Annotated in this window: 17 protein-coding genes and 1 pseudogene; 15 read left to right on the top strand and 3 right to left on the bottom strand. The window is 62.3% G+C overall.

Going from position 1 to position 19,490, the window contains the following annotated elements:
- The first annotated feature begins 137 nt into the window (after positions 1–137).
- Complete coding sequence (locus B597_RS28975; RefSeq protein ID WP_003293249.1) at positions 138–572, top strand: type II toxin-antitoxin system RatA family toxin; 435 nt, start codon at positions 138–140, stop codon at positions 570–572.
- Positions 565–879, top strand: coding sequence for an RnfH family protein (locus tag B597_RS28970; RefSeq protein ID WP_003293248.1), 315 nt, complete (start codon positions 565–567; stop codon positions 877–879). Before B597_RS28975 ends, B597_RS28970 begins: the two co-directional genes overlap by 8 nt.
- A gap of 46 nt (positions 880–925) precedes the next feature.
- Here B597_RS28970 and B597_RS28965 read toward each other — a convergent pair whose 3' ends face one another.
- A complete protein-coding gene (locus B597_RS28965) occupies positions 926–1,441 on the bottom strand; it encodes an outer membrane protein assembly factor BamE (RefSeq protein ID WP_003293247.1) in 516 nt (171 codons plus the stop codon).
- Between the two features lie 95 nt (positions 1,442–1,536).
- Between B597_RS28965 and fur the strand changes: the two genes are divergently transcribed.
- Complete coding sequence (gene fur, locus B597_RS28960; protein ID WP_003293245.1) at positions 1,537–1,941, top strand: ferric iron uptake transcriptional regulator; 405 nt, start codon at positions 1,537–1,539, stop codon at positions 1,939–1,941.
- 61 nt (positions 1,942–2,002) lie between these two features.
- Here the strand turns inward: fur and recN are convergent, their stop codons facing one another.
- Positions 2,003–3,676, bottom strand: a complete 1,674-nt coding sequence (gene recN / locus B597_RS28955; RefSeq protein ID WP_003293244.1) for a DNA repair protein RecN — start codon at positions 3,674–3,676, stop codon at positions 2,003–2,005.
- A 202-nt stretch (positions 3,677–3,878) separates the two neighbouring features.
- Here recN and grpE point away from each other — a divergent pair, with 202 nt between their 5' ends.
- The 8 genes from grpE (at position 3,879) to B597_RS28915 (ending at position 14,240) form a co-directional block, all read left to right on the top strand.
- Entirely contained in the window at positions 3,879–4,448 is a 570-nt protein-coding gene (gene grpE / locus B597_RS28950) for a nucleotide exchange factor GrpE (RefSeq protein WP_003293242.1), read from the top strand.
- Positions 4,449–4,545: 97 nt separating this feature from the next.
- Positions 4,546–6,459: a molecular chaperone DnaK gene (dnaK, locus tag B597_RS28945; protein WP_003293240.1), complete on the top strand. Its 1,914-nt coding sequence runs from the start codon at positions 4,546–4,548 to the stop codon at positions 6,457–6,459.
- Between the two features lie 123 nt (positions 6,460–6,582).
- Positions 6,583–7,713 (top strand): molecular chaperone DnaJ, encoded by a 1,131-nt coding sequence (dnaJ, locus tag B597_RS28940; protein ID WP_024161745.1) that lies wholly within the window; start codon positions 6,583–6,585, stop codon positions 7,711–7,713.
- A gap of 77 nt (positions 7,714–7,790) precedes the next feature.
- The gene (gene dapB, locus B597_RS28935) at positions 7,791–8,597 is read left to right on the top strand and encodes a 4-hydroxy-tetrahydrodipicolinate reductase (RefSeq protein WP_003293239.1); all 807 of its coding nucleotides are present in this window, start codon (positions 7,791–7,793) and stop codon (positions 8,595–8,597) included.
- Positions 8,598–8,814: 217 nt separating this feature from the next.
- Positions 8,815–9,963: a glutamine-hydrolyzing carbamoyl-phosphate synthase small subunit gene (gene carA / locus B597_RS28930; protein ID WP_003293236.1), complete on the top strand. Its 1,149-nt coding sequence runs from the start codon at positions 8,815–8,817 to the stop codon at positions 9,961–9,963.
- A 173-nt stretch (positions 9,964–10,136) separates the two neighbouring features.
- Positions 10,137–13,358, top strand: a complete 3,222-nt coding sequence (carB, locus tag B597_RS28925) for a carbamoyl-phosphate synthase large subunit (RefSeq protein ID WP_003293234.1) — start codon at positions 10,137–10,139, stop codon at positions 13,356–13,358.
- Complete coding sequence (gene greA, locus B597_RS28920; RefSeq protein ID WP_003293232.1) at positions 13,355–13,831, top strand: transcription elongation factor GreA; 477 nt, start codon at positions 13,355–13,357, stop codon at positions 13,829–13,831. Before carB ends, greA begins: the two co-directional genes overlap by 4 nt.
- Positions 13,809–14,240: a hypothetical protein gene (locus tag B597_RS28915; RefSeq protein ID WP_003293231.1), complete on the top strand. Its 432-nt coding sequence runs from the start codon at positions 13,809–13,811 to the stop codon at positions 14,238–14,240. Before greA ends, B597_RS28915 begins: the two co-directional genes overlap by 23 nt.
- A gap of 35 nt (positions 14,241–14,275) precedes the next feature.
- On the opposite strand, the gene yhbY is transcribed toward B597_RS28915, so the two are convergent.
- Positions 14,276–14,587, bottom strand: a complete 312-nt coding sequence (gene yhbY / locus B597_RS28910; RefSeq protein WP_003293229.1) for a ribosome assembly RNA-binding protein YhbY — start codon at positions 14,585–14,587, stop codon at positions 14,276–14,278.
- Positions 14,588–14,670: 83 nt separating this feature from the next.
- Here yhbY and B597_RS28905 point away from each other — a divergent pair.
- The 4 genes and pseudogenes from B597_RS28905 to glmM form a co-directional block, all read left to right on the top strand.
- Positions 14,671–14,967: pseudogene (locus tag B597_RS28905) on the top strand (SAM-dependent methyltransferase); the annotation flags it as partial.
- Positions 14,968–15,192: 225 nt separating this feature from the next.
- Complete coding sequence (gene ftsH / locus B597_RS28900) at positions 15,193–17,103, top strand: ATP-dependent zinc metalloprotease FtsH (RefSeq protein ID WP_024161744.1); 1,911 nt, start codon at positions 15,193–15,195, stop codon at positions 17,101–17,103.
- Positions 17,104–17,272: 169 nt separating this feature from the next.
- Complete coding sequence (gene folP / locus B597_RS28895) at positions 17,273–18,124, top strand: dihydropteroate synthase (RefSeq protein WP_024161743.1); 852 nt, start codon at positions 17,273–17,275, stop codon at positions 18,122–18,124.
- Positions 18,125–18,134: 10 nt separating this feature from the next.
- Complete coding sequence (gene glmM / locus B597_RS28890; RefSeq protein WP_003293224.1) at positions 18,135–19,472, top strand: phosphoglucosamine mutase; 1,338 nt, start codon at positions 18,135–18,137, stop codon at positions 19,470–19,472.
- The last annotated feature ends 18 nt before the right edge of the window (positions 19,473–19,490 follow it).

The raw sequence follows: 19,490 nt of genomic DNA, 5'->3' as shown, positions 1-19,490 counted from the left end.
GCGGCCGCTAATCCCCGACAATGTGCCCGCCTTGCGCCGCGCCGGGGTCTCTGAAAATGACTCGAACTGCGGTTGCGGGCTGGCTGCGCCGGGCTTTTCAGGTGGCGCGCAATGAAACGACGACGTAGAAGGTCCGCATGACGACGCACATTCAACGTTCCGCGCTACTGCCGTATCCGGCGCAGGCGCTGTTCGACATGGTCAACGACGTAGCCAGCTACCCGCAGTTCCTTCCCTGGTGTTCCGCGACCGAGGTGCTTTCCAGTAGCGAGACCGAGATGCACGCCAGCATGACGGTAGCCAAGGCCGGGCTCAGCCAGCGCTTCATGACACGCAATGCGCTGGAGCTCGGCAGGCGGATCGAAATGACCCTGGAGGAGGGGCCGTTCAGTCACCTGCACGGCATCTGGGAATTCAAGGCATTGGGCGAGAAAGCCTGCAAGATCAGCCTGGATCTGACCTTCGATTATGCCGGGCCGCTGGTCAAGGCGACGCTCGGGCCGCTATTCAACCAGGCTGCCAACACCTTGGTGGATGCCTTCTGTGAACGGGCGAAACAGCTTTATGGATAAGCAGTCGATTGCGGTCGAAGTGGTCTATGCCCTGGCCGACAGGCAGAAGCTTTTGCGGATGACCGTGCCCGCCGGTACCAGCATGCGCGAGGCTGCGCTGCGTTCGGGGCTGGATGCGGATTTTCCTGGGCTCGACCTCGCTGCTGCGCCGCTGGGCATTTTCGGCAAGGCCGTGGCGAAGCCCGAGGAGCGCACGCTCGAGGAGGGGGAGCGTGTGGAAATCTATCGGCCGTTGATCGCCGACCCGAAGGAAGTACGCAAGCAGCGTGCCGCGCGGGCGGCGAAGAACAAGTCCGACGACGCCTGAGCCAAGCCTGTTAAATAAAAGACGCCCGGACTTGCCGGGCGTTGTTTTATTCGGTTTCCAGTGGTTCGGGAATCGGTACCGGAACGGGTTCGGCTTCGTCCACTTCACGCTGGATCTGCTCCAGCAGCGAGCCGGGCGCAGGGCGTTCTTCTGGCTGGCTTGGCTTGGCTGCAGGCGCAGTGGCCGGGGCCTGTGCATCGCGGCCAAGGATCTGCTCGTCGCGACTTACGCCGGGCATGAAATCGCCGGCCAGGCCTGCCAGTTGGTCGTTCGCGTTGAACACCAGGCTGACGCGCTCCTGCTGGCGTGCACTGCCGCCGGGCTGGATGCTGTACAGGTAGTCCCAGCGGTTGGCGTGGAAGGTGTCGGTGATCAGCGGGTTGCCCATGATAAACCGCACCTGCTGGCGGGTCATTCCGGGGCGCAACTGGTCTATCATGTCCTGCGTGACGACATTGCCCTGTTGAATGTCGACCTTGTAAACCCCGGGAAATGAACAACCGGCGAGTGCGAACAGCCCTGCGAAGGTAAGGCTGGTCAGCATGAGCTTGGTGTTTTGCATCGGTGGGTGACTTCCACTATCTTGGCTGGGCAAAGAACCCGGATCATACCCGTATTGAAGGAGGCTGCGAAACAGCAGCAGCGAGAAAGCCAACCATGGTCGAAAATAGCGAACTACGTAAAGCTGGTCTCAAGGTAACCCTGCCGCGGGTCAAGATCCTGCAGATGCTGGACACGACGGACCGCCGTCACATGAGTGCCGAGGACGTCTACAAGGCATTGATGGAGGCCGGTGAGGATGTCGGGCTGGCTACGGTCTATCGCGTGCTGACGCAGTTCGAGGCGGCCGGCCTGGTAGTTCGGCACAACTTCGACGGTGGTCACGCCGTCTTCGAACTGGCCGACAGCGGGCATCACGATCACATGGTCTGCGTCGATAGCGGCGATGTCATCGAATTCTTCGATTCCGAGATCGAGAAGCTGCAGAAGGAAATCGTCAAGCGCCACGGCTACGAGCTGGTGGATCACAATCTGGTGCTCTACGTGCGCAAGAAGGACTGATCCGACGGTGCGTTAAAAGGCGGCTGCGGGCCGCCTTTTTTGTGCCTGTCCGCCGGAGGTGTCATGCCTGCGCAGAGGTGACCATCTGCCGGGCATGCGCCAGCGATTGCTCGGTGAGGTCGACGCCGCCGAGCATCCGTGCGATTTCCTCGACGCGCCCGGCCTGATCCAGTTCGGTAACGGCGGTGCGGGTTTCGTCGGTGCCGCGGGCCTTGTGCACGAACAGGTGATGATGCCCTTGTGCGGCGACCTGTGGCAGATGGGTGACGGTCAGGACCTGGCCGCGTTCGCCAAGCCGGCGCAGCAGTTGGCCGACGATCTCGGCGGTCGGGCCGCCGATGCCGACATCGACTTCATCGAATACCAGGGTGGGAACGCGAGAGGTCTGCGCGGTGATCACCTGGATCGCCAGGCTGATGCGCGACAGTTCGCCGCCCGACGCGACCTTGGCCAGCGGGCGCAGTGGCTGGCCCGGGTTGGCGCTGACCAGGAATTCCACCTGCTCCAGTCCGTAGGGCATGTATTCGCCGTCCGCTGCGCGCTTGAGCTGCACGCTGAATCGGCCGCCGGGCATGCCCAGGCGCTGAATCTCCAGTTCCACCGAATTCGCCAGCTGCTCGGCCGCGGCCTGGCGCATGCGGCTGAGTTCGCCGGCCTTTTCTTCGTAGTGGCGAGCGTAGGCGGCCAGCTCTTCGCCGAGGCGCTCGACGGCCTCGTCATCGGCGTTGAGGCTCTCCAGCTCTTCCAGTAGTTGCAGGTGCAGGCCGGGCAGTTCGGTCGGTTGTACACGGTGCTTGCGCGCCAGGGTATAGATAGTGTCCAGACGTTCTTCCAGCGCCTGCTGACGCTCGGGATCGGCATCGAAGTGATCGACGAAGCGATTCAGTTCGCCGATGGCTTCTTCGACCTGGATTTGCGCGCTGGCCAGCAGGTTGACCGCTTCGGTCAGGGCTTGCGGCTGGTTCTGGAAGGCTGTCAGGCGTTGCAGGCTACTGGTCAGTGCCGACAGTACGTTGCCGGCATCGCTCTCGCTGCACAGGTCCATGACCTGGCGGCAGGCGCCGAGCAACTGCCCGGCGTTGGCCAGGTTCTTGTGTTCCTGCTCCAGCTGTTCCAGTTCGTTCTCGCCCAGCGCCAGGTTCTCCAGCTCCTCCAGCTGATAGCTGAGCAACTGGTGGCGTGCGCGCTGTTCGTCGCCACTATTGCTCAGTCGCTCCAGTGTCTGGCGGGTCTGCCGCCAGCGCTGTGCAGCCAGCTGTACCTGTCGCGCCAGTTCCTGGCTGCCGCTGTACTCGTCGAGCAGGCGGCGATGGGTGTCGGTCTTCAGCAGCGACTGGTGCTCATGCTGGCCGTGAATGTCGATCAGCAGTTCACCCAGGGCCTTGAGATCGCCCTGTGGGCAGGGTGTGCCGTTGATATAGCCACGCGAGCGGCCTTCGGCGGTGATCACGCGCCGCAGGATGCAGGGGCCATCGCTTTCCATGTCGCGTTCGGCCAGCCAGGCGCGAGCATCGGGAATATCGTCCAGGTCGAAACTGGCGAGGATGTCCGCCTTGTCTGCACCGATCCGCACCACGCTGCTGTCGGCGCGGTCGCCCAGCGTCAGGCCGAGGGCGTCGAGCATGATCGACTTGCCGGCGCCGGTTTCGCCGCTGATTACGCTCATGCCTCGCTTCAGCTCGAGGTCCAGGTGTTCGACGATGGCGTAGTTGTGAACCGATAGATGAACCAGCATGACAAAGGCTCCCGGGTTGCGTGGCTGGCTATTTATACAGTGGTTTTCGCGCTTGCTACAAGCTCTGAAGGATGAATGTGCGGTTGCCTGTCATTTCGCTGGCTGCACTTTGCTTCGTACCCTTGAACCCGGTTTTTCCTGCCCCCATATAGCGGCACAAGCGCGGGTTTGCCGCCCGCTGATCGTGCAGAGAGGAGGGCCCATGGCCGACGAGCAGAACCTGGATAACCAGAACCCGGAAGCGCCTGAGCATTCGGAAGCGGACGTAGCCGAGGATCTGGCGGCTCGCGTGCAGTCGCTGGAAGAGCAGTTGGCTGCTGCGCAGGATCAGTCCTTGCGGGTGGCGGCGGAGTTGCAGAACATCCGCCGGCGCGCCGAGCAGGATATTGAAAAGGCGCACAAGTTCGCGCTGGAGAAGTTCGCCGGTGACCTGCTGGGCGTTGCCGACAGCCTGGAGCGCGGTCTCGAGCTTTCCAATCCGGACGATGAAGCCGTCAAGCCGATGCGCGAGGGCGTCGAACTGACCCTCAAGCTGCTGCTCGATACCCTGGCGCGTCACCAGCTGGAACAGCTGGATCCCCATGGTGAGCCGTTCAATCCCGAGCATCACCAGGCCATGGCCATGGAAGAAAGTACTCATGTCGAGCCAGGCAGCGTGCTCAAGGTGTTCCAGAAAGGTTATCTGCTCAACGGCCGCCTGCTGCGTCCGGCAATGGTCGTGGTCAGCAAGGCGCCGGCCGAGGCGCCGCCTTCCATCGACGAGAAGGCTTGAAATCCGGTTACCCACCCCCATCTGGTAGCCAAGCGTTTTTGTGTTACCCGCAGCCGGTAGACAGGCGCGGACCAATCGAAATTTGGAGAGCGATTAAATGGGCAAGATCATCGGTATCGACCTGGGGACCACCAACTCCTGTGTCTCGATTCTGGAAAACGGCAAGGCCAAGGTTATTGAAAACGCCGAAGGCGGCCGTACCACTCCGTCGATCATCGCGTATGCAAACGATGGCGAGATCCTGGTTGGCCAGTCGGCCAAGCGTCAGGCAGTGACCAATCCGCACAACACCCTGTACGCGGTGAAGCGTCTGATCGGCCGCCGCTTCGACGAAGAAGTGGTGCAGAAAGACATCCAGATGGTCCCTTACAAGATCGTCAAGGCGGACAACAGCGACGCCTGGGTCGAGGTGAATGGCCAGAAGATGGCGCCGCCGCAGATCTCCGCGGAAATCCTGAAGAAGATGAAGAAGACCGCCGAGGACTATCTCGGTGAGCCGGTGACCGAAGCGGTAATCACCGTTCCGGCCTACTTCAACGACAGTCAGCGCCAGGCTACCAAGGATGCCGGTCGCATCGCCGGCCTGGACGTCAAGCGCATCATCAACGAGCCCACCGCGGCGGCGCTGGCCTATGGCATGGACAAGGCCAAGGGCGACCACACTGTGATCGTCTATGACCTGGGTGGCGGTACCTTCGACGTGTCGGTGATCGAGATTGCCGAAGTCGACGGCGAGCACCAGTTCGAAGTGCTGGCCACCAACGGTGACACCTTCCTCGGTGGTGAAGACTTCGATATTCGCCTGATCGACTACCTTGTCGACGAGTTCAAGAAAGAAACCGGCATGAACCTCAAGGGCGACCCGCTGGCCATGCAGCGCCTGAAGGAAGCCGCCGAGAAGGCCAAGATCGAGCTGTCTTCCAGCCAGCAGACCGACGTCAACCTGCCGTACATCACCGCAGACTCGACCGGTCCGAAGCACCTGAACGTGAAGATCTCCCGCGCCAAGCTGGAAGCGCTGGTCGAGGATCTGGTGCAGCGCACCATCGAGCCTTGCCGTATCGCGCTGAAGGATGCCGGTGTCGACGTTTCCAAAATTGACGACGTGATCCTGGTCGGTGGTCAGACCCGCATGCCGCTGGTGCAGCAGAAGGTCGCCGAGTTCTTCGGCAAGGAAGCACGCAAGGACGTCAATCCGGACGAAGCCGTCGCCATGGGCGCTGCCATTCAGGGCGCGGTACTGGCCGGCGACGTCAAGGACGTGCTGCTGCTGGACGTCTCTCCGCTGACCCTGGGTATCGAAACCCTGGGTGGTGTGATGACGCCGCTGATAGAGAAGAACACCACCATCCCGACCAAGAAGTCGCAGGTGTTCTCCACTGCCGACGACAACCAGAGCGCCGTGACCATTCACGTGCTGCAGGGTGAGCGCAAGCAGGCGGCGCAGAACAAGTCGCTGGGTCGTTTCGACCTGGCCGAGATCCCGCCGGCCCCGCGTGGCATGCCGCAGATCGAGGTCACGTTCGACATCGACGCCAACGGCATCCTGCACGTGTCCGCCAAGGACAAGGCCACCGGCAAGCAGCAGTCCATCGTGATCAAGGCCAACTCGGGTCTGTCCGAGGAGGAGATCGAGCAGATGGTCCGCGATGCCGAGGCCAATGCCGAGGAAGACCGCAAGTTCGAAGAGCTGGCGACAGCGCGCAACCAGGGTGATCAGCTGGTTCACGCCACCCGCAAGATGCTGACCGAAGCCGGTGACAAGGCCAGCGATGAGGACAAGGCGGCGATAGAGAAGGCGCTCGGCGAGCTGGAGGCGGCCATCAAGGGCGACGACAAGGCCGAAATCGAAGCCAAGATCGCCGCGGTTTCCCAGGCCTCGACTCCGGTGGCGCAGAAGATGTACGCCGAGCAGGCCCAGGCAGGCGAGGCCCAGTCGGCCGGCGAGCAGGGCAAGCCGGGTGACGACGTGGTCGATGCCGAGTTCGAAGAGGTCAAGGACAACAAGTAAGCCCTGGCTTGCTTCCGCTCCAGCTCGCCCCGACGCTGTCCGGGGCGGGCGCGACCGCCACGCGGGGGCTTGCTCCCGCGTCGGCGTGTCTGGAAGGCATGAAATTGAGGGTTCAGGATAGTTATGGCCAAACGCGATTTTTATGAGGTGCTGGGTGTCGAGCGCGGTGCCAGCGAGGCGGAGCTGAAAAAGGCTTATCGACGTCTTGCGATGAAGCATCACCCCGACCGCAATCCGGGGGACAAGGCGGCTGAGGACGCCTTCAAGGAGGCCAACGAGGCCTATGAAGTGCTCTCCGACCCGAGCAAGCGGGCTGCCTACGATCAGTACGGGCATGCCGGCGTCGATCCTCAGATGGGGGCGGGCGCGGCTGGGGCGGGGTATGGCGGCGCCAATTTCTCCGACATCTTCGGCGATGTGTTCAGTGACTTCTTCAATGGCGGTCGCGGCGGTGGCCGTGGCGGCGCCCAGCGTGGCAGCGATCTGCGCTATACGCTGGAGCTGGACCTGGAAGAGGCGGTGCGTGGCACCACGGTCACCATTCGCGTGCCGACTCTGGTCGAGTGCAAGCCCTGCGATGGCACCGGCGCGAAGAAGGGCACCAGCCCGGTGACCTGTACCACCTGCGGTGGCATCGGTCAGGTGCGCATGCAGCAGGGCTTCTTCTCGGTGCAGCAGACCTGCCCGCGCTGCCACGGCAGCGGCAAGATGATTTCCGATCCGTGCAGCAGTTGCCATGGGCAGGGGCGCGTGGAAGAGCAGAAGACACTCTCGGTCAAGGTGCCGCCAGGGGTGGATACCGGCGACCGCATTCGCCTGTCCGGCGAAGGCGAGGCGGGCACCCAGGGTGGCCCGGCTGGCGACCTGTATGTGGTGGTCAACGTCCGCGAGCACGCGATTTTCCAGCGTGACGGCAAGCATCTGTACTGCGAAGTGCCGATCAGCTTTGCCGATGCGGCGCTGGGCGGTGAGTTGGAAGTTCCCACCCTTGATGGTCGGGTCAAGCTGAAGATCCCGGAAGGCACCCAGACCGGCAAGCAGTTCCGTCTGCGTGGCAAGGGTGTGGCCCCGGTGCGTGGCGGCGCGGCAGGCGATCTGATGTGTCGCGTGGTGGTCGAAACACCGGTCAACCTGAGCAAGCGTCAGCGCGAGATGCTCGAGGAGTTTCGTGGCACGCTGCAGGGCGACACCTCCCATTCGCCCAAGGCCAGTGGCTGGTTCGAGGGTATGAAGCGCTTTTTCGGTGATGTATGACAGACGGCCGCGGGTGGTGGGTGACAGGCTTGATGCCTGCGTCTGCCGCCTGAGGCCTGCAGCCTGGAGCTGATTTGATGCGACGTATTGCAGTGACCGGCGCCGCCGGACGCATGGGCAAGACCCTGATCGAAGCGGTGCAGCAGACCGGCGGTGTCGCGGGTCTGACGGCAGCCATCGATCGGCCGGACAGTACTCTCGTCGGTGCCGATGCCGGCGAGCTGGCGGCCATCGGTCGCCTGGGTGTGCCCCTGACCGGTGAGCTTGCTCGGACCGTGGACGAGTTCGACGTGCTGATCGATTTCACCCATCCCTCGGTGACCCTGAAGAATCTTGAAGTCTGCCGGCGTGCCGGCAAGGCGATGGTGATCGGTACCACCGGATTTTCGCCTGAAGAGAAAGACCGTCTCGCTGCGGCGGCAAAGGACATTCCGATCGTCTTCGCCGCCAATTTCAGTGTCGGCGTCAACCTCTGTCTCAAGCTGCTGGATACGGCCGCGCGAGTGCTGGGAGACGAGGTCGATATCGAGATCATCGAGGCGCATCACCGGCACAAGGTCGATGCGCCTTCCGGTACTGCGCTGCGCATGGGTGAGGTCGTCGCCGAGGCGCTGGGGCGTGACCTGCAGAAGGTTGCTGTCTATGGTCGGGAAGGGCAGACCGGTGCGCGTCAGCGCGAAACCATCGGCTTCGCCACGGTACGCGCTGGCGATGTGGTCGGTGACCATACCGTGCTGTTCGCGGCGGACGGCGAGCGAGTGGAGATCACCCATAAGGCTTCCAGTCGCATGACCTTTGCCAAGGGTGCCGTGCGTGCGGCGCTTTGGCTCGACGAGAAGCCCTCCGGGCTCTACGACATGCAGGATGTGCTTGGTCTGAAATGATATTTCTGCGCGGTGTGGCAGCGCTGCGCCCCGTTCGGGTGCGCTTGCTGGCTATTTCGGCTGGACCGTAAAGGCGGTTTTATGTAAGCTTCCCGCTTTAGTGTGTCCACTAAAAGTTGCGCAGAAATGAATCAAACAAAAAGCGGGATGACCTTCACACGTCATCCCGCTTTTTTACAATCTGCGTCTGCTCCAGCCTTGATCTACGGGAGGTCTCTTGACTAAGCCAGCCCTTACGCCTGCCATTCTGGCCCTTGCCGACGGCAGCATCTTTCGCGGCGAATCCATCGGCGCCGATGGGCATACCATTGGTGAGGTGGTGTTCAATACCGCCATGACCGGCTATCAGGAAATCCTTACCGATCCCTCCTACGCCAAGCAGATCGTGACACTGACCTATCCGCACGTCGGCAACACCGGGACGACGCCGGAAGACGCTGAGTCGTGGAAGGTCTGGGCCGCCGGCCTGGTCATTCGTGACCTGCCGCTACTGGCCAGCAACTGGCGTAACAAGCAGTCGCTGCCCGACTATCTGAAGGCTAACGGTACCGTCGCCATTGCGGGTATCGATACCCGCCGCCTGACGCGCATCCTTCGCGAAAAGGGCGCGCAGAACGGCTGCATCCTGGCAGGGGAAGATGCTACCGAAGAGAAGGCGCTGGAACTGGCGCGTAGCTTTCCGGGCCTCAAGGGCATGGATCTGGCGAAGGAAGTCAGCGTCAAGGAGCGTTACGAGTGGCGTTCCAGCGTCTGGTGCCTGAAGGATGACGGCCATGCCGAGATCCCGGCCAGCGAGTTGCCGTACCACGTCGTCGCTTTCGACTACGGCGTGAAGTACAACATCCTGCGCATGCTGGTCGCTCGCGGTTGCCGCGTCACCGTGCTGCCGGCGCAGACGCCTGCCAGCGAAGCCCTTGCGCTGAATCCGGACGGTATCTTCCTGGCCAACGGCCCGGGTGACCCCGAGCCCTGCGACTACGCGATCAAGGCGATCCGGGAAGTGCTCGAGACCGACATTCCGGTGTTCGGCATCTGCCTCGGCCACCAGCTGCTGGCCCTGGCCTCCGGCGCCAAGACCGTGAAGATGCCCAACGGCCACCACGGCGCGAATCATCCGGTGCAGGACCTCAAGACCGGCGTTGTGATGATCACCAGTCAGAACCATGGCTTCGCCGTGGACGAAGCCAGCCTGCCGGCCAACGTGCGCGCGACGCACAAGTCGCTGTTCGACGGCACCCTGCAGGGCATCGAGCGTACCGACAAGTCGGCCTTCAGCTTCCAGGGTCACCCCGAGGCGAGCCCGGGTCCGCACGACGTCGCGCCGCTGTTCGACCGTTTTATCGAAGCCATGGCCAAGCGACAGTAAACGAGCCGTCTTGAGAGTGTAGCGAGCGCGGTCTGGGCAAGGCGCCCAGAACGCAACGACGAGACAGTACAGGTAGTACGGCGAGGAAGTGAGTACCGCGCAACGCAGCCCAGGCGGCGCGCAGTAACTCTCAAGATGACTCGCCGACTGACCTAAGGATTCGAGTAACGAAAATGCCAAAACGTACAGACATCAAAAGCATCCTCATCCTCGGCGCCGGGCCCATCGTCATCGGTCAGGCCTGCGAGTTCGACTATTCCGGTGCGCAGGCGTGCAAGGCGCTCAAGGAAGAAGGCTTCCGCGTCATCCTGGTGAACTCCAATCCGGCCACCATCATGACCGACCCGGCCATGGCCGACGCCACCTACATCGAGCCGATCAAGTGGGCCACGGTGGCCAAGATCATCGAGAAGGAGCGTCCGGACGCACTGTTGCCGACCATGGGCGGCCAGACTGCGCTGAACTGTGCGCTGGACCTGGAAAAGCATGGCGTGCTCGCGAAGTTCGGCGTGGAAATGATCGGTGCCAACGCCGACACCATCGACAAGGCCGAGGACCGCTCGCGCTTCGACAAGGCGATGAAGAACATCGGCCTGGCCTGCCCGGTGTCGGGTATCGCGCACAACATGGAAGAAGCCTATGGCGTGCTCGACAAGGTCGGCTTCCCCTGCATCATTCGCCCGTCGTTCACCATGGGTGGTACTGGCGGCGGTATCGCCTACAACCGTGAAGAGTTCGAAGAGATCTGTGCCCGCGGCCTGGACCTGTCGCCGACCAGCGAGCTGCTGATCGACGAGTCGCTGATCGGCTGGAAGGAGTACGAGATGGAGGTGGTCCGCGACAAGAAGGACAACTGCATCATCGTCTGCTCCATCGAGAACTTCGACCCGATGGGCGTGCACACCGGTGACTCCATCACCGTGGCGCCGGCCCAGACTCTGACCGACAAGGAATACCAGATCCTGCGCAACGCCTCGCTGGCGGTGTTGCGCGAGATCGGCGTGGAAACCGGCGGCTCCAACGTGCAGTTCGGTATCTGCCCGGACACCGGCCGCATGGTGGTGATCGAGATGAACCCGCGCGTGTCGCGTTCCTCGGCGCTGGCCTCCAAGGCCACCGGTTTCCCGATCGCCAAGATCGCCGCCAAGCTGGCTGTTGGTTATACCCTCGACGAGCTTTCCAACGACATCACCGGCGGACGTACCCCGGCCTCGTTCGAGCCGGCCATCGACTACGTCGTGACCAAGGTGCCGCGCTTCGCCTTCGAGAAATTCCCCAAGGCCGACGCGCGCCTGACCACCCAGATGAAGTCGGTCGGTGAAGTCATGGCCATCGGTCGCACCTTCCAGGAGTCCATGCAGAAAGCCCTGCGTGGCCTGGAAGTCGGTGCCACCGGTTTCGACCCCAAGCTGAACCTCGCTGATGCCGAGGCGGAAAGCACGCTCAAGCGTGAGCTGACCGTTCCGGGCGCCGACCGCATCTGGTTCGTGGCCGACGCCTTCCGCGCCGGCAAGAGCGTCGAAGACGTGTTCGCCCTGACCAAGATCGACCCCTGGTTCCTGGTACAGATCGAGGACCTGGTCAAGGACGAGGAGCACGTCAAGACCCTGGGCCTGTCCAGCATCGACCGCGACATGATGTACAGGCTCAAGCGCAAGGGCTTCTCCGATGCGCGCCTGGCCAAGCTGCTGGGCGTCACCGAGAAGAACCTGCGCAGCCATCGTCACAAGCTCAAGGTGCTACCGGTCTACAAGCGCGTCGATACCTGCGCTGCCGAGTTCGCCACCGACACCGCCTACATGTATTCGACCTACGAGGAAGAGTGCGAGGCCAACCCGTCGAGCCGCGAGAAAATCATGATCCTCGGCGGCGGCCCCAACCGTATCGGCCAGGGCATCGAGTTCGACTACTGCTGCGTGCATGCCGCGCTGGCCATGCGTGAAGACGGCTACGAGACCATCATGGTCAACTGCAACCCGGAAACCGTCTCCACCGACTACGACACCTCCGACCGCCTGTACTTCGAGCCGGTCACCCTGGAGGACGTGCTGGAAATCGTCCGTGTCGAGCAGCCCAAGGGCGTCATCGTGCAGTACGGCGGCCAGACGCCGCTGAAGATCTGCCGTGCGCTGGAAGAGGCTGGTGTGCCGATCATCGGTACCAGCCCGGACGCCATCGACCGCGCCGAAGACCGTGAGCGCTTCCAGCAGATGGTGCAGCGCCTGAATCTGCGCCAGCCGCAGAACGCCACGGCGCGCAGCGAAGAAGAGGCCATCGCTGCTTCCAAGGCCATCGGCTACCCACTGGTCGTGCGCCCATCCTACGTGCTGGGCGGTCGTGCGATGGAAATCGTCTACGAGGAAGAAGAGCTCAAGCGCTACATGCGTGAAGCGGTTCAGGTATCCAACGACAGCCCGGTGCTGCTCGACCACTTCCTCAACTGCGCCATCGAGGTGGATATCGATGCGGTCTGCGACGGCACCGATGTGGTCATCGGCGGCATCATGCAGCACATCGAGCAGGCCGGCGTTCACTCCGGTGACTCGGCGTGCTCGCTGCCGGCCTATTCGCTGCCGCAGCATATTCAGGACGAGATCCGCGAGCAGGTGCGCAAGATGGCGCTGGAGCTCGACGTGATCGGTCTGATGAACGTGCAGATGGCGGTGCAGGGCGAGGACATCTACGTGCTCGAGGTCAACCCGCGAGCCTCGCGTACGGTGCCGTTCGTGTCCAAGTGCATCGGCGAGTCGCTGGCCAAGGTGGCTGCGCGCGTGATGGCTGGCAAGACCCTCGAGGAAGTCGGTTTCACCCGCGAGATCATTCCGACCTACTTCAGTGTCAAGGAAGCGGTCTTCCCGTTCGCCAAGTTCCCGGGCGTCGACACCATCCTCGGTCCGGAAATGAAGTCCACCGGTGAGGTGATGGGGGTTGGTGACAGCTTTGCCGAAGCCTTCGCCAAGGCTCAGTTGGGCGCCAGCGAAATCCTGCCGACTTCCGGTTGTGCGTTCCTCAGCGTGCGCGAAGACGACAAACCTTACGTCGAACAGGTCGCTCGTGATCTGGTCGGCCTGGGTTTCGAAGTCGTGGCCACCGCCGGCACCGCGCGGATCATCGAGGCGGCCGGGCTGCCGGTGCGTCGTGTGAACAAGGTGACCGAAGGCCGTCCCCACGTAGTCGACATGATCAAGAATGACGAAGTCACGCTGGTGATCAATACTACCGAAGGGCGCCAGTCCATCGCCGACTCTTATTCCATTCGTCGTAACGCCCTGCAGCACAAGATATGCATCACCACCACCATCGCGGGTGGTCAGGCAATCTGTGAGGCGCTCAAGTTCGGCCCAGAGAAGACCGTGCGCCGCTTGCAGGATCTCCATGCAGGATTCAAGGCATGACAAAATTTCCAATGACCATCCAGGGTGCTCGCGCTCTGGAAGACGAACTCAAGCATCTCAAGACCGTTTTGCGTCCGCAGATCACCCAGGCGATCGCCGAGGCGCGCGAGCTGGGCGATCTCAAGGAAAACGCCGAGTATCATGCCGCGCGCGAGCAGCAGGGCATGGTCGAGGCGCGGGTTCGCGATATCGAGGGCCGTTTGCAGAATGCCCAGGTCATCGACATCGCCAGCATCCCGCCGACCGGCAAGGTGATCTTCGGTACCACCGTAGATATCGCCAACGTCGAGACCGACGAGCAGGTGACCTACCAGATCGTCGGTGACGATGAGGCCGATATCAAGCAGGGCAAGCTGTCGGTGAGTTCACCGATTGCGCGTGCGCTGATTGGTAAGGAAGAGGGTGGTGTAGTGGCGGTCAAGACGCCCAGTGGGCTGATCGAGTACGAGATTGTCGAAGTTCGCCATATCTGATCGGCAGCCCGCGCGAGCCGGTATCATCACCTGGCAGCTGGCTCAGACATTCTGGGTCGGCGGCCTGTGGTTGTTGCAGTTTCTGGTGTTGCCTGCGCTCGCTCGAATCGGCCTGGCGCCGATGCTGGTGGAGGAGATTGGCGCCAGTCTGCGGCCGTTGCTGGTTGGGCTCGCCGCGTTCTGCGCTGCCTTGCAGGCGCTGGTGCTGATTCAGGCGAGCGGAATTCGCAGCTTGTGGCGAGATGTCCGCGGGCAGTTGCTGGTGGCGACAATGCTGCTGGCTGGCAGTCACATGCTGATGCGAGCCGGCTGGTTCGATTCGCTCTACTGGTCCGGTTTCAGCTTTCTGGCCATGGCGTTCTGTGGCCTGATGCTGGTCCTGCAGCCGCCTCCGGGGCGCGAGCGTTAAGCGGCGCGGCAGGCCGGTGTCTGCCGCGCCCGAACTCAGGCCTGGAAGCGGTGGATGTTGGACAGTTGCTTGTTCGGCTTCGGATTCTTGCGATATACCAGCGCCATCTTGCCGATGACCTGGACCAGTTCGCACTTGCCGATCTTGCAAAGCTCTTCCATCAGCGCACGGCGATCCTCGCGCTCTGCGAGACGGAACTGGATCTTGATCAGCTCGTGATCGTTGAGGGCTCGCTCGAGTTCGGCTTGAACACCTTCGGTCAGCCCGTTTTCGGCTACGATCAGAACCGGTTTCAGGTGGTGGCCGATGGACTTGTACTGTTTCTTCTGCTCGTTGGTGAGCGGCATATTTCGACCCTTGCGTCAGAACCCTTGAAAAACGGCGGCTAGTGTAACCGAGAGGTGCCGGGCCGCACAGATGAGGTATCAGCTTGGCACGTTCCAGGACCAGCCCGCGTTGGCTGAAAGAACATTTCAACGATCCCTGCGTGAAGGTGGCGCAGCGCGACGGCTATCGTTCGCGGGCCAGCTACAAGCTGCTCGAAATCCAGGAGAAGGATCGCATCCTGTGCCCCGGCATGACCGTGGTCGAACTTGGCGCGGCTCCTGGGGGCTGGCCGCAGGTGACCAGTCGGGTTGCCGGCGACAATCCGGTCGACCTTGTGATTTTCGATATGGTCCCCAATATGAGTGGGGTGAGGGCCACCGATCAGCCGCGCGCGATGTACAGATCGAATAGCGTCGCGGTGCCGAATGTCGCTCCATGCGGTCTATAGGTCACGCTTCAGTCGAATGGACGCCCCCGTCGGACAAGGGCTAGGCTGTTTCATGGGGTTACAGACCAGCTGCATGTTCCGGTGCGTTGTGTAGTAAGTTAGGCCGAGCAACCAATCGGCCGTCATGCGGGCCCGCAGACAACGGGTTTGCTCCAGAGGGTAGTTAATTTGAACGACATGGCAAAAAACCTGATTCTGTGGTTGATCATTGCCGCCGTACTGGTCACGGTGATGAACAACTTCTCCAGCCCGAGCGAGCCGCAGACGCTGAACTACTCGGATTTCCTCGAGCAGGTCAAGGAAGGGCGCGTGGAGCGCGTGACCGTCGATGGCTTCGTGATCATCGGCAAGCGCAGCGACGGCGATACCTTCAAGACGATCCGCCCGGCGATCCAGGACAATGGCCTGATCGGCGATCTGCTCGACAACAACGTGTTGATCGAAGGCAAGCAGCCCGAGCAGCAGAGCATCTGGACGCAGTTGCTGGTTGCCAGCTTCCCGATTCTGGTGATCATCGCCGTGTTCATGTTCTTCATGCGGCAGATGCAGGGCGGTGCCGGTGGCAAGGGCGGGCCGATGAGCTTCGGCAAGAGCAAGGCGCGCCTGCTGTCAGAAGATCAGGTCAAGACCACCTTCGCCGATGTCGCTGGCTGCGACGAGGCCAAGGAAGAAGTCCATGAGCTGGTCGAGTTCCTTCGCGATCCGGGCAAGTTCCAGCGCCTTGGTGGTCGCATCCCCCGTGGCGTGCTCATGGTCGGCCCGCCGGGTACCGGCAAGACGCTGCTGGCCAAGGCCATCGCAGGTGAAGCCAAGGTGCCGTTCTTCACCATCTCCGGTTCGGACTTCGTCGAGATGTTCGTCGGTGTCGGCGCCAGCCGTGTACGCGACATGTTCGAACAGGCGAAGAAGCATGCGCCATGCATCATCTTCATCGACGAGATCGACGCGGTCGGTCGCCATCGTGGTGCCGGCCTGGGTGGTGGGCACGACGAGCGCGAGCAGACCCTCAACCAGTTGCTGGTGGAGATGGACGGCTTCGAGATGAACGACGGCATCATCGTTATCGCGGCGACCAACCGCCCCGACGTGCTCGATCCCGCATTGTTGCGCCCTGGTCGTTTCGATCGCCAGGTGGTGGTCGGGCTGCCGGACATCCGCGGTCGCGAGCAGATACTCAAGGTGCATATGCGCAAGGTGCCGGTCAGCGAGAACGTCGAACCAGCCGTCATCGCGCGTGGTACGCCGGGCTTTTCCGGCGCAGATCTGGCCAACCTGGTCAACGAGGCGTCGCTTTTCGCCGCGCGTGCAAACAAGCGCATCGTCGAGATGAAGGAGTTCGAGCTGGCCAAGGACAAGATCATGATGGGCGCCGAGCGCAAGTCGATGGTCATGTCCGAGAAGGAGAAGCTCAACACTGCTTACCATGAGGCGGGGCATGCCATCGTCGGCCGCGTGGTGCCGGAGCACGACCCGGTGTACAAGGTCTCCATCATTCCGCGCGGGCGGGCGCTTGGTGTCACCATGTTCCTCCCGGAGGAAGATCGCTACAGTCTGTCCAAGCGTGCACTCACCAGTCAGATATGCTCGCTGTTTGGTGGTCGGATCGCCGAGGAAATGACCCTCGGCTTCGAGGGAGTCACCACGGGTGCGTCCAACGACATCATGCGTGCGACGCAGCTCGCCAGGAACATGGTTACCAAGTGGGGGCTTTCCGAGAAGCTCGGGCCATTGATGTATGCCGAGGAAGAAGGCGAGGTCTTTCTTGGACGCAGTGCTGGCAGCCAGCATGCCAATGTGTCCGGGGAGACGGCACGACTGATCGATGAGGAGGTTCGCAGCATCATCGATCACTGCTACGGCACCGCCAAGCAGATTCTGACCGACAATCGCGACAAGCTCGACATGATGGCCGAGGCGCTCATGAAGTACGAAACCATCGATGCTCCACAGATCGACGACATCATGGCTGGGCGTACGCCTCGTGAGCCGCGTGACTGGGAAGGTGGGTCGGGTGCGTCGGGTACGCCAGCGGTGCCGGACGACAGTCGTCCGCAAACGCCGATCGGCGGCCCGGCCGGCGAGCACTGACCGCCGGTTGCAGGTCGTAGCCTGACGACATCATGGGTGGTATCCACAAGGGGCGCATTAGCGCCCCTTGTGGTGTAAATTGTTTGCCCTCGATGCTTCCGAGTCGCTGGCTGTTGTGCAACACCGGCTTCCTGCTCGGGTGCCTGGCCTGATCGTATAAGGCTCGTAAATGACTGATTCGCTTTCATCCTTTCGGCTGGCTTGTGGCAGTCGGATTCTCGATCTTTCCCGTCCTCATGTGATGGGAATTCTCAATGTCACCCCTGACTCCTTCTCCGATGGTGGGCGATTTGCAGAGCGCGACGCCGCCGTGCGCCACGCCGAGGCAATGGTTGCTGCGGGCGCGACACTTGTCGACGTGGGGGGCGAGTCGACTCGGCCTGGCGCCCGTGCGGTGTCGCCAACCGAAGAGCTGGAGCGGGTTGCCCCGATTGTCGAGGCGATAGCGCGCGAGTTGGACGTGGTCATTTCCGTCGATACCTCCACGCCCGCTGTCATGCGTGAGAGCGCGCGCCTGGGGGCGGGATTGATCAATGATGTACGCTCGCTGCGTCGCGATGGTGCGCTGGATGCTGCCGCGGATACCGGGCTGCCGGTGTGCCTCATGCATATGCGCGGCGAGCCGGGCGACATGCAGGACAGCCCGTGTTATTCCGACGTTACGGCCGAAGTCTGCTCTTTTCTCGAGGAGCGAATGGCGGTCTGTGCCGCGGCGGGCATTCCTGCCGAGCGTATCGTGCTCGATCCCGGTTTCGGCTTCGCCAAGACGCTGGAGCACAATCTGAGTTTGTTCAAGCATCTGCAGGTATTGCACCGCCTGGGGCGACCGCTGCTGATCGGCGTGTCGCGCAAGAGCATGATCGGGAAGGTGCTGGACCGCCCTGTTGCCGAGAGGCTGTGCGGTAGCCTGGCGCTGGCTGCGCTTGCCGTGAGTGAGGGGGCGCAGATCGTGCGGGTGCACGATGTTGCCGAGACGGTTGATGTGGTTCGAATGATCGCTGCAGTGCAGGCGGCGGAATAGGGAAGTCACCATGAGTAGAAAGTATTTCGGCACCGACGGTATTCGTGGGCATGTCGGTCAGCATCCAATCACGCCGGACTTCATGCTCAAGCTGGGTTGGGCTGCTGGCATGGCGTTCCGCAAGCAGGGCAAGTGCCGCATCCTGATTGGCAAGGACACGCGTATCTCGGGCTACATGTTCGAGTCGGCATTGCAGGCCGGTCTGTCGGCCGCGGGGGCGGATGTATTGTTGCTCGGGCCAATGCCGACGCCGGCGGTAGCCTATCTCACGCGTACCTTTCACGCCGACGCCGGCATCGTCATCAGTGCGTCGCATAACCCGCATCACGACAACGGCATCAAGTTCTTCTCCGGTCGTGGCACCAAGCTGCCCGATGAAGTGGAGCTGATGATCGAGGAGCTGATCGACACACCGATGACGGTGGTGGAGTCGGCGCAGCTGGGCAAGGCATCGCGGATCAATGATGCGGCCGGTCGCTATATCGAGTTCTGCAAAAGCAGCGTGCCGACCAGTACCGATTTCTCCGGGCTCAAGCTGGTGATCGACTGTGCCCATGGCGCGACCTACAAGGTGGCGCCCAGCGTGTTCCGCGAGCTGGGTGCCGAGGTGGTGGTCATTGCAGCGCAGCCGGACGGGCTGAACATCAATGCCGATGTCGGTTCCACCCATGTTGGGCAGTTGCAGAAGGCGGTCGTCGATCAGGGCGCTGACCTGGGCATTGCCTTCGATGGCGACGGCGATCGGGTGATGATGGTCGACCATACCGGAGCCGTGGTGGATGGCGACGAGCTGCTCTACATCATTGCAACTGACCTGCAGGAGCGAGATCGGTTGGCGGGTGGTGTGGTTGGCACGCTGATGAGTAATCTGGGGCTTGAACTCGCCCTGGCGGCGCGGGAAATACCGTTCTCGCGGGCCAAGGTCGGGGATCGCTATGTGATCGCCGAGATGCTCGAGCGTGGCTGGGCATTGGGCGGCGAGAACTCCGGACATATCGTTTGCGCCCAGCACACGACCACGGGTGACGCGATCATCGCGGCCTTGCAGGTGGTGCTGGCGCTTCGCCGTCGTGATCAGACGCTCGCGCAGGAGCGCCTGGCCTGGCACAAGTGTCCGCAGGTGCTGATCAATGTGCGCTTCTCTGGTGAGCGCGACCCGATCAATGATCCGCGCGTGCAGGCTGCCTGTGACCACGTCACGGAGCAGATGGCCGGGCGCGGCCGGGTCCTTTTGCGCAAGTCGGGAACGGAGCCTCTGGTGCGCGTAATGGTCGAAGGTGACGACCAGCAGCAGGTGCGGGGCATGGCGGAAGAGCTCGCCAGGATCGTTGCTGAAGTTTGTGCATGATCGCGCTTGCCAGGTGCG

The organism is Stutzerimonas stutzeri KOS6 (genome assembly GCF_000307775.2).
Classification (GTDB): domain Bacteria; phylum Pseudomonadota; class Gammaproteobacteria; order Pseudomonadales; family Pseudomonadaceae; genus Stutzerimonas; species Stutzerimonas stutzeri_B.
The sequence above is the reverse complement of the archived record's forward strand: the minus strand, read 5'-3'. Positions and strand labels throughout refer to the sequence as shown.